General features: G+C 49.8%; 8 protein-coding genes and 1 tRNA gene. 1 reads left to right on the top strand and 8 read right to left on the bottom strand.

Going from position 1 to position 10818, the window contains the following annotated elements; genetic code table 11:
* Window positions 1-287 precede the first annotated feature (287 nt).
* Entirely contained in the window at window positions 288-2618 is a 2331-nt protein-coding gene (locus HMPREF3027_RS05550) for a carboxypeptidase-like regulatory domain-containing protein (protein WP_070707562.1), read from the top strand.
* Between the two features lie 246 nt (window positions 2619-2864).
* Here HMPREF3027_RS05550 and HMPREF3027_RS05560 read toward each other — a convergent pair whose 3' ends face one another.
* From HMPREF3027_RS05560 to HMPREF3027_RS05595, 8 genes are all read right to left on the bottom strand, one after another.
* Window positions 2865-3518 carry a trimeric intracellular cation channel family protein gene (locus tag HMPREF3027_RS05560; RefSeq protein WP_018029066.1) on the bottom strand — a complete coding sequence of 218 codons (654 nt, stop codon included), beginning with the start codon at window positions 3516-3518 and terminating at the stop codon, window positions 2865-2867.
* A 9-nt stretch (window positions 3519-3527) separates the two neighbouring features.
* Entirely contained in the window at window positions 3528-4349 is an 822-nt protein-coding gene (gene panB, locus HMPREF3027_RS05565; protein WP_070707564.1) for a 3-methyl-2-oxobutanoate hydroxymethyltransferase, read from the bottom strand.
* Window positions 4350-4467: 118 nt separating this feature from the next.
* Window positions 4468-4551, bottom strand: a tRNA-Leu gene (locus HMPREF3027_RS05570).
* A 296-nt stretch (window positions 4552-4847) separates the two neighbouring features.
* Window positions 4848-6233, bottom strand: a complete 1386-nt coding sequence (locus HMPREF3027_RS05575; protein ID WP_070707565.1) for a TolC family protein — start codon at window positions 6231-6233, stop codon at window positions 4848-4850.
* A gap of 11 nt (window positions 6234-6244) precedes the next feature.
* On the bottom strand, window positions 6245-7366 hold the full coding sequence (locus HMPREF3027_RS05580) for an efflux RND transporter periplasmic adaptor subunit (RefSeq protein ID WP_070707566.1): 1122 nt from the start codon (window positions 7364-7366) through the stop codon (window positions 6245-6247).
* Between the two features lie 23 nt (window positions 7367-7389).
* Window positions 7390-8664, bottom strand: coding sequence for an ABC transporter permease (locus tag HMPREF3027_RS05585; RefSeq protein ID WP_246830541.1), 1275 nt, complete (start codon window positions 8662-8664; stop codon window positions 7390-7392).
* A 5-nt stretch (window positions 8665-8669) separates the two neighbouring features.
* Window positions 8670-9959 carry an ABC transporter permease gene (locus HMPREF3027_RS05590; RefSeq protein WP_070707568.1) on the bottom strand — a complete coding sequence of 430 codons (1290 nt, stop codon included), beginning with the start codon at window positions 9957-9959 and terminating at the stop codon, window positions 8670-8672.
* A 5-nt stretch (window positions 9960-9964) separates the two neighbouring features.
* Window positions 9965-10654 (bottom strand): ABC transporter ATP-binding protein, encoded by a 690-nt coding sequence (locus HMPREF3027_RS05595; RefSeq protein WP_070707569.1) that lies wholly within the window; start codon window positions 10652-10654, stop codon window positions 9965-9967.
* Window positions 10655-10818 lie beyond the last annotated feature (164 nt).

Genomic DNA, 10818 nt, shown 5'->3' on the forward strand with positions numbered 1-10818 from the left:
CAACGCAGCAGATCGCCTTCGTGCAACAGTCTCTACTTATAGGCACCCTGTTAAAAGTATACGGTAAGAACTTTCTAATGCGTAACCCCTGGTAGACACATTGAGAGGGAGTGATAAGTCTTAGATTCGGTTGTTCGACCTCCACGAGGGAAGGTCGTGGGGTGGTGGTGGGGGCATCTAGAAGTGCAACCTCTCTTTTCTTTAGATTCAATGGGGATAGTCTCAAGAAAATAGGCTATCTTTACCAAAATACTACATGGAAGAACGACACTATCAATCAGAGCGTAATGGAAAAGAACTTAACTAGATTCCTGACCCTGACTATATTCCTATGCTTTGGAGCCACCACCTTATTGGCTAATGAGGTGAAAATCTCGGGGCGTTTACTCTTCTCAAGAGATTCTACCGCAGTCATCGGAGCTTCGGTACGGCTACTAGACCTTGAAGGAACCACTATTTCTGGGACAACGACTAACGAGAAGGGAGACTTCACGGTCACCGGCAACGAGAGCAAAGAAAGTCGCTTGGAGATAAGCTTTGTAGGACATGTCCCGATTTCCGTGCAGATTGAGGGTGGCAAGGGAAGCATCTCCCTTGGAGATCTCTATCTGGTAGAGGATAGTAAGCAATTGGACGAGGTGACGGTCACCGGCTCTCTTCGCCAGTACAATCGCCAATTGGTTTTCCCCGAGAAGTTACAGATCAGAGGGAGCCACGACTTTATGACGCTACTCCATAATCTAGGACTAACGGGGCTCTCGGTGGATCAGGTCAATAAGAATGCTTCCATTAATGGCAAGACGATTCAATGGAAAATCAATGGCGTCACTCGGTCGGTTGCTGAAGTACGTAACCTCAAACCCGAATCTATCCTTAGAGTCGATTACTCCGATATGCCTACGATGCGCGAATTGGACCAAGGTTTTGGAGGTATCATAGATGTGATCCTAAAGGAGCGAACCGATGGAGGCTCTGTGAGGAGTCACATGCAGAGTGCCCTCTGGGTAGGATTTGTCAATGGTAGTGCGAGTGCTAGCTACCACCAAGGGAAGTCGGACTTCTCAATTGATTACAACACTTCTTATCGCAACTACCCTAAGTGGCAAAAAGATAGTGAGGAGAAGTTTATCGCTGACTCCAAGGAAATCACACGGCTCCTTCAGGGGGAGGCGAGTCCATTTGGCTATTTTACAAACGACCTGAACTTCACCTACCTCTATCAGCCTAGCAAAGTGAGCCAATTTAGTGCCACTTGGCGCAATTCTTTTGCCCGACAGTACAACAATATCAGAGGTCAGATAATTGAGACCGATAAAGATCCCTATCATAGAGCCTCAAAAAGCAAATATAGAGGCTACGTGCCAGCACTAGACCTATTTTATCAGCACCAATTTGGAGATGGATCGAAGCTGGAAGCCAACCTATTAGGCACACTATCCACAGGTAGAAACGACAGAGATTTGGTGGACACCAGGAATGGAGCAGAGGTGGCCAAGATCTCCAACCCCGTAGAAAGTAAGTACAAATCGTTAATTGGCGAAGTGATGTATCAAAAGTCGTTGCACCCAAAGGTGTACCTCACCACTGGCCTGCAAAATAGATATGCATTCACCACAAATGAGTACCTCTCGCCAAGTAGCTATCTCGACCAACTGCAGCAGAATAACACCTATCTATATGCTCAAATCTCTGGGCGGCTCAATCCAAAAGTTCAGTATAGCTTGGGGAGTGGGTTGAAGTTCTTTTATGTTGAAAGTAAAGAGAAGAGTAAGAAGTACTTCAAAAATCAGAGCAGCTTAGGATTCTATTACAATCCCAATAATCGCCTCTCCTTTTCACTCAATAGTAATTTTATCCCATTCCTCCCTTCACTAGCTCAGCTATCCAGTATCAAGCAGAGGTTTGACCAACTGACTGTATTTACAGGGAACAGTGAATTGAAGTCGAGCTACGCCTTTACCAATCGCCTCAATATGAATTATCGCAAGGATAAGTTCAATACCAATCTAGCCCTAAGCTACAATCACACCACCCATCCGCTGTACACCCGTGTCACCTATCTGCCCGAAGAGGATTACTTCCTATTTCAGTCCGACAATGGGCTATACAATCGACAGTATGGAGCCGAATGGAAAGTCAACTTTAGCAATCTGATGAACTTCCTCTCGCTCTATACCACAGTGGGCTACAAGCGGTATGAGAGTAACGTAGGGAATCATCCGCTTCACCTCAATAGCCTCTACTGGGATATCTCGGCACAGGTAGTGTACAAGGAGCTGGTCTTTGCTGGCTATTATACGAAAGCGGGAAGGACGCTCTATAACGAAACAGAGCAACTATCAGGTGACAATATGGGCTTGACCTTGATGTGGAATAAAAATAATTGGACCCTCTATGCTCAGATGCTATACGTGGGATTTAAGGAGGGGGATACTTATAGAACTACCAACCACTCCAAGGTAAATCCACTTAAGTCCTATGTGAAGATCCCAGAGAATGGTAATATGCTCACCCTCGGGGTAGTCTGGAATCTTGACTTTGGCAAGCGTGTGAATCGAATGAGAAGGGGACTCAAGAACTACGATAGCAACAACAGCGTGGTAAAGGTTCAAGATTAATCTTTTAATAAGTTAGCAACATCTTACCTCTTGTCTAGGTTATGGATTTGTCCGACCCACAAGGGGTCGTAAGGGAGGGAGGGGCGAAAGCCCCGAACAACCGGGGGAATACGACAATCTCCTACCCACCCCACGACCTCCCCTTGTGGGAGGTCGGACAACTTGATCTGAGACTTTCCCCTGTTGAAAACAATAAGCCCGAGCAGTCATTTGACTGCTCGGGCTTGTTATTTTTATAGGGAGGGGTTAGTCGAGACCTTTAAGGACAGGGAGAGAGATGTGGTACTTCACACAAAGGACTCTGGTGAGGATCACTACCATCACACTCACCACCTGCACCACGATATGTTGCACGCCGATCAGATCTAGGATTCCATAGACCGCCGCTCCGACCACACTCGCCATCGCATAGATATCTTTTCGTAAGATCAGTGGCACCTGATTCATACAGATATCACGAAGCAGTCCGCCAAAAGATCCGGTCGACACGCCCATAAAGAGCGCCACCCAAAAGGGGAAGCCCAGCATCAGTGCCTTCTCCATTCCCACGATCGTAAAGAAGCCGAGCCCTATCGCGTCGTAGAGGAATAGCTGTTCATTCATCTTGACCAGTTGCTTCCTAAAGGCCACCACGATCAGAAGCGAAATCAGCGTGATGATCACATAGGTTGGCGTGGTAAGCCAAAAAGGCGTCACCCCCAGTAACAGGTCACGGATCGTACCGCCACCCACTGCTGTGAGCATACCGATGACATAGGCACCAAAGAGGTCGATATTCTCCCCCATCGCCAGCCGAATACCAGAGATAGCAAAGGCAAAGGTTCCGATAAAGTCTAGTAGCAGAACAATATTATCCTCATTTAGGAACGCCTGCCACTCAAAAGGTATAAAGGAATCCATCTAGTAGTTTTAGTAACTTTCACTATCATTGGGGAACGTCTGCGCCTTCACCTCACGGCAATAAGTAGCAACCGCCTCCTGAATCTGTACTCCCACATTGGCAAAGTGGCGGAGGAACTTTGGCTTAAAGCCCATAGTCATCCCCAGCATATCGGTACAAACCAGCACCTGACCATCTGTCTCATTGCCAGCACCGATGCCAATCGTAGGGATAGAGATACTCTCCGTCACTCGTTTTGCCAAAGCACTCGGTATCTTCTCCAGCACCAGACCACAGCAGCCTAGCTCCTCCACAAGGCGAGCATCCGAAAGCAGCTGCTCTGCTTCTGCCTCCTCCTTGGCCTGGACACTATAGCCACCCAGTTTATTCACCGACTGAGGGGTAAGCCCCAGATGAGCCACTACAGGAATGCCAGCATCGAGGATTATCTTTAGAGAGTCGGCCACCTGATGACCCCCCTCCACCTTTACTGCATCCACGCCACTCTCCTTCATCATACGCACCGCAGCAGCCAGAGCCACCTGAGGGTCGCCATGTACCGTACCAAACGGCATATCTGCCACAATAAAGGCGTGCTTTGCTCCATTAGCCACACAGCGTGCATGGTAGATCATCTGATCCAGAGTGATTGGCAGAGTGGTTGCATTACCAATCATCACATTACTGGCAGAGTCCCCGATCAAAATTGCATCCACTCCAGCCTCATCAAGCAACCTTGCCATCGTAAAGTCGTAAGCGGTGAGCATCGCAATCTTATCGCCCTCACCCTTCATTGCCATAAAGCGAGTAGCAGTAATCTTCTTCTTATCCGTGCTTAGATAACTAGCCATTGTACTAAAACTTTATTCTAGGGATCCGCTCCCCCAATACTCTATAAAAAAAGAGTTACAAGTGACCCGCTGCACGGCTTCTGACCGATACAGAGACTACTTGTAACTCACTTGCTTGTGCCCAGAACCGGGATCGAACCGGTACAGGTGTAACCCCATTGGTGTTTGAGACCAACGCGTCTACCAATTCCGCCATCTGGGCCTTTTTAATATACGCCCTGCAAAGGTATCACTTTTTATGGACTTACACAATACCTGAGCCTAGATTATTTACCAAAACCCATCGGGGTGCCTTTATCGGACAGGTCGGGGTGAAGGACCGGCCCTTATCGATGGGGCTTTATCGGACGAGTCAGACAGGTCGGACGAGTCGGACAAGTCGGCAAGATGACACAACTCGTCCGACTTGTCCGACTTGTCTGACCTATCCGACTTGTCCGATAAGGGCACCTCCCCTGTCTGACTCGTCCGATAAGGCACCTCCGCCAGGCGGGGTGGCTACTTGCCTTCGGCCAAGGTGGTGGCGATATCGCCGGTATTGAAGTAGGTGAGGTTGATGGTGCGGAGTAGTCGGGTATAGATCGACTGCAGATAGGTTGCTTTGGCTTGTAGGTGGCGTGTCTTCACCTGCTCCCACTCATAGATATTGATACGACCCGCCTTGAACTGCAGATCCGCCACGTCCAAAGCCCGCTTGGAGAGCTCTACATTCTCCTTGGAGACCCGATACTGCTCCTCCGCCTTCTCTAAGTCGGTACGAGCGAGGATGATATTGCGGTCGTCATTGATTTGTGCCTGTTTCAATTGACTCTGCAGGTTGAGTGTCTGCAGCTGCATTTGCCGTATCTGTCGACGCACCTGCCCACGGTTATAGATCGGGATAGAGAGCGAAAGCCCCACAAAGTAACGGCCATTATTCTTCAATTGATCCTTAAAAGGGGCATTCATAGCCTTGTACTTCTCCCCGTAAGTATAGTAATAACCATTGGAGTAGCCACCTCCGAGAGAGAGCGAAGGCCATAGAGCACTCTTAGCGATCTTCACATCATACTCCGAGAGAAGCACCTCACTTCTGAGGAGTGCCGTTGCTGGGATCTCCCACTTAGGATTGATCAATCGCGGATGAGCCTGCTCCAGATTCGCTACCACCGCCTCGGGTGACATCTCAGCGATATCTAGCTCCCCCTCCTCCACCTTATTGGGGTCCAGCCCCATATCCAGCATCAGTATCCGCAAAGCACGGGTCACATCGGCCTCCGTCTCCGTCACAGAGAGTTGGTCACGCCCTAGCTGACTTTGGATATCAATCAGATCCGACTCTGCAGCTCGCCCCACCTCTACCTGCTGCTTGATTTGCTCGTACGACTTCTTGGTGAGAGCAAGGTTATCCTTGGCGGTCATAGCCAAAGCCTTGGCAAGTAGTAGCTGAATATAGCTCTGCGTCACCTGCAGTGCGATTTGATCCTCCACATCACGGACAATATAATCGGCATTCTGCCGGGCCTCCTTTGCCTTTTGTAGTTGATACCACCGCTGACCACCGCTGAAGATAGGGAGGTCGGCACTAAGTGAAAAACTGGTATTGGCACTTGAGTTGTCGGTAAAACTCATATCACGAGCTTGCGAACGACCGAAAGAGAAGTTCTGACCCACAGAGGCATTGAGACTAGGCAGAAAGGCTTGCTGAGCCGCACTATAATTGATCTCCAGCCCCTCTAGTTTCTGAGGAACTGGCAGAAGTAGCGGGCTATTCTCTTGGGCAAATGCTACACACTCCGTGAGCGACATCTCCACACGAGTTAGCTCCGTCTTTGCAGGTTTCTGAGCCTGCAAAGAGAGTGCCACGCATGGGAGCAAGGCAATGAATATCCAAATCTTCTTCATATCACTCCACCTTATTTAGTGACTGGGTTACCTCGGAGCTGCTCCTTACCCGTCAGCCCACTCTTCACCTCTACTTTCAAACCATCAGAGATACCGAGCTTCACCTCTTGCTCCGTAAAGTCCTCCTCCTTACTTCCCCCTTTCTTAGAGACCATCACAAAGGTTTGGTCGCCACGATAGACCACTGCACTCTCTGGGATGGTCATCACCCCTTCGCTCTTGGCGAGTACCACCTCGGCATTGGAGCTAAAGCCCACCTTGATATCCTCAATATCCGTTGAGTCGAGTGCCGCCTTCACCTCAAATAGGATGGTACCATTCTTATCCACCCCCTTAGGCGATACATACTCTATAGTAGCGTGATAGGTATGCCCCTTGATGGCACCGACATGGATCTGCACCTCGGCACCCACCTTCACCTTATTCACATCGCTTTCATTTACCTCACCCACAAAGAGCAGATCCTTGAGGTCGGCAATAGAGATAATGGTGGTACCTTCATTAAAGGCGTTGGCTTGGATCACCGTATTCCCCACCTTCACTGGTTGCTCTAGGATCGTACCACTCACCGTCGCACGCACCATCGTATTATTTTTCTTAGCAGTGCTAGAGCTCGAACCAGTAGAAACGAGTTGGAGGGTCTCCTCAGCGATATTGAGGTCAATCTCCGCATTCTTATAATTAGCCTGACTTGCCTCCAGCTTCTCCTTGGGGAGGATCTGCTGCTCATAGAGTAGCTCGTCGCGCTTCAAGACCTCCTCCAACTGCTTCAGACGCACACGTGCACTCTCCACCCGCGAGGCAGCATTCTGGATATTCGCCACATCAGGCACAATGCTAAGGCGTGCCACCAAGTCGCCAGCCTCTACATAGTCGCCCGGCAAGTGAAGCAACTCCGAGACGATCCCATTCATCTCTGGCTTTACCTTCACCTCGTCACGTGCCTCAATAGACCCTGTCAGCACCGTGCTGAGCACCACCGTATCACCCGTGGTAGGAGTGACCAATTGATAGCTAGCTCCCTTTGGCTGACCTTTCACTAGCACCGTCGCCACAATGGCTATCACTGCGATAGCTACTAGCCCCCATAGGAGCCACCGACCGATGCCTTTACTCTTCTTCTCTCTGCCCATAATATCTCTATTGTTTTTGATTTTTATTCATCTCTAATGGCGTCAATCGCCTTGATCTGTAGTGCCTTGTAGACGGGCAATAGCCCTGCCAGCGCACCCGATACCACCATAATCACCACCGAAAGTATCAGTAGCCCCAGACTTGGATAAGGTCGCGTGACGTAATTACCCACCACCGTATGCTCCGTTATTGCCCCAATAGCGAGTGCCCCCAGCAAACCGAGTAAGATACCAAGTGCTCCTGCCACTACGATAATAAAGATCGCTTCCGACATAAATTGCTTGCGGATATCCCTTGGCTTGGCACCAATCGCACGGCGAACACCGATCTCCCTCTGTCGCTCTCGCACCGTTACCAGTAGGATATTGCTCACACTAATCACACCTGTAATCAGCGTGCCCATTCCCACAATCCAGACCAATACATTGATGCCCGAAGCGATCATCTGAAAGATATTGGTCACCAACTGCATACTCATCGGTATGATCGCCCCAGTATCGGTAGGGTCGAGCTGCTGACGGCGGGCAAGGATCTCAAAGACCTCCCGACGCACGTCCTCCTCGCTATAACCAGCTTTGGGCACTGCATAGATACTGATCTCCTTATCAAATTGATTGCCCACAGCAAGCGTAAAAGGTAGCATAATCCCTTCCAATCCCATATTGCCAATCGAGAAATTATCCACTAGTGGCTGCGTGACCCCAACCACCTTGAAGGGCACCCCGTTAATCGTGATGTAGGTGCCTATCATCTCCTCAATGTTATCGTAAAAGCGCTTCGCCAATTCACGCCCCACCATACATAGAGGGGCACCCGACTCCAGCTCCTGTGGAGTCAGGACTCGCCCATACAGTGCCACCATCTCATCAGCCACCTGAAAATGATTGGGCGTCACTCCATAAGCATTGGCCGAGAGACTTTTATTATTGGCATGTATCGGCACACTGGACCAAGCATCTTTCACACCAAAACTGGTCAATGCCCCCACTTCCTGGAGCATACGAGACTGGCTCTTGATATTGAGATAGTCGCGATAGGTGGTCTGTACAGGACGATTGGCCTTGTACCCTTGATAAGGTTTTGTGGTACGACCAGGAATAATATAAATCACATCGCTACTCACCCCTTCGAGCATCCCAAAGGCAGAGTTACGCAACCCTGTGCTCAGACTGGTAAGGATGGTAAAGAAAAACATCCCCGCAAAGACGCCAAGGGAAGTGACCACACTCCTACGCTTATTGCGTTTGAGCGTGTAGAGCATCTCGGTCCAAAGTTCTTTATTCAATAGTATTCCCATAGTCCCTATTTCATATCACGCATCGCCACTACCGCCGGTATCTTGATCGCTTTCTTGGCCGGACCATAGCCAGCCACCACACCGACCACCACCAGCACAATCAGTGCCCCGATGGCTACCCCCATATTCACCTCGGGGTTTTCGAATAGCCTAAGGACCATCACATCATCGGCCGAGAAGCCTACAGGGATCTCCTGCTGTCCCCACTTATTGACCACCGCAAGGTAATCCAAGAGCTTCACAATGCCTATCCCCATGAATAGCCCAACCACTCCTGCGACCATAGAGAGGAGCAGGCTCTCCCCTAGCACTAGCCTTAGGATATCCCGAGGCTTGGCTCCAATCGCCTTACGAATACCGATCTCTCTCATACGCTCCTGCACCGTCACATGCATGATGTTGGAGACTCCGATGGTACCAATACTCAGGCTACCAATCCCCATGACCCAGAGAAGCACCTGTAGGCTAAGGAAGATCATATCCATCGTCTTAGCCTGATCGCTACTATTATTCACATAAATAGACCAAGTGTCTGAAGGGTCGGATCTAGTTATTTGGTGGGCTACTCTGGCGAGGTCCTCAGCCAGCTTCTCGCTCTCCTTTGCCTGACCAGCCTTAGGGAAGACCGCCAAACTCTTGATCTGCACAAAGTCATTGGGCCGGATTCCTTCAAAAGTATTCAGCGGTATAAAGGCGGTTCCGAAGAAGGGCGAAGGCGACTTCACCACCCCTACGATCCGGTAGGTAGCTCCAAACACCGTAAAAAGTTCGCCTATAGGGTCCACGCCCGAGGCAAATAGCTTCGATACTAACCCGTCCGAGATGAGCACTACCCGCTCCTGCTCATTATGCTCTTGAGGCGTAAAGAGCCGACCTGCTCGCAGCTCCAACTTGCCGAAACTTTGCTCCGGCCAACCGATGGTCCGTATTTGCAGCATTTGAGAAGCAAAGGAGGTACTCCCATTAGAGAAGAAAGAAAACTCAGGCTCCATTAAAGTCACCCGATCACTAAACACCTCCCTAAGGTAATCCAATTGATTGCGAGTGATGAATAGCTGTCGCCCCTCTTGATAGCCACCGTACGCCGTCTGCGTCTGATTGAAGTAAACCCCCATCTTCACTTGGTCGGCACCTACGGTACTGACCATTGTGCGGATACCATTCTCCACCCCCTTACCAGCTCCCAGCATCACCACGAGGATAATGATTCCCCAAGCGATAGAGAAGCCAGTCAGGAAGGTCCTGAGCTTATTATTCCGGAGGGAGTTCGCTAATTCTTGTAGATACGCAATCATCGCACTCAGTCCTCCCCTACAATCAGCCCATCCTTAATATGTATGGTACGCTCACACGCCTCAGCCACTCCCGGCTCGTGTGTCACAATCAGCATCGTCAGCCCTTGGTCTCGATTGATCTCCTTCAGCAGATCCATCACCTCCACCGTTGTCTTACTATCAAGGGCACCAGTCGGCTCATCGGCCAGCAATATCGAGGGCTTTGTGATAAGGGCTCTCGCCATAGAGACCCTCTGCTTTTGACCGCCCGAGAGCTCATTAGGCAGGTGATCTTTCCACTGAAGCAGTCCTACCCGATCAAGATACTCCTCCGCCAGCTGCATACGCTCCCGTTGTGAAACCCCTTGATAGTAGAGGGGCAATGCCACGTTCTCCACTGCCGTCTTAAACGAGATCAGATTAAAGCTCTGAAAGACGAAGCCAATCTTACGGCCCCGCATCTCAGCAGCGGCTTCTTCCGAAAGGTTATGGATCAATTGACCATCTAGGTGATAGCTCCCTTGGTCGTATTCATCGAGAATCCCTAAGATATTGAGTAGCGTACTCTTGCCACTACCACTGGCACCCATCAATGCCACCATCTCCCCATCATAGACGCTCATATCCACCCCTTTCAGCACATGCAACGGCTGAGAACCTGGATACGTTTTGTGAAGACCGCGTACATCAATGATAGCCTTGCTACCTCTATTCATAATATATTAGTGTCATTAGGACTTCACAAATGTACCATAATACTGCCAAACGACCAACATATCCCCTCAAATAATAGGGGGTTACGCATTAGAAATGTCTGTGAGGCATTCATAGGAGCACCTATGGGGAAAGGACCTCGGCAGAGGTCCGATTTGTTGTAGCC

The sequence above is a fragment of the Porphyromonas sp. HMSC077F02 genome, assembly GCF_001815465.1.
Taxonomy (GTDB): domain Bacteria; phylum Bacteroidota; class Bacteroidia; order Bacteroidales; family Porphyromonadaceae; genus Porphyromonas_A; species Porphyromonas_A somerae.

Bases quoted from the DNA above. Each gene is read 5' to 3' on its own strand.
- HMPREF3027_RS05550 (WP_070707562.1), top strand. From the start codon at position 288: ATGGAAAAGAACTTAACTAGATTCCTGACCCTGACTATATTCCTATGC.
- HMPREF3027_RS05560 (WP_018029066.1), bottom strand. From the start codon at position 3,518: ATGGATTCCTTTATACCTTTTGAGTGGCAGGCGTTCCTAAATGAGGAT.
- panB (WP_070707564.1), bottom strand. From the start codon at position 4,349: ATGGCTAGTTATCTAAGCACGGATAAGAAGAAGATTACTGCTACTCGC.
- HMPREF3027_RS05575 (WP_070707565.1), bottom strand. From the start codon at position 6,233: ATGAAGAAGATTTGGATATTCATTGCCTTGCTCCCATGCGTGGCACTC.
- HMPREF3027_RS05580 (WP_070707566.1), bottom strand. From the start codon at position 7,366: ATGGGCAGAGAGAAGAAGAGTAAAGGCATCGGTCGGTGGCTCCTATGG.
- HMPREF3027_RS05585 (WP_246830541.1), bottom strand. From the start codon at position 8,664: ATGGGAATACTATTGAATAAAGAACTTTGGACCGAGATGCTCTACACG.
- HMPREF3027_RS05590 (WP_070707568.1), bottom strand. From the start codon at position 9,959: ATGATTGCGTATCTACAAGAATTAGCGAACTCCCTCCGGAATAATAAG.
- HMPREF3027_RS05595 (WP_070707569.1), bottom strand. From the start codon at position 10,654: ATGAATAGAGGTAGCAAGGCTATCATTGATGTACGCGGTCTTCACAAA.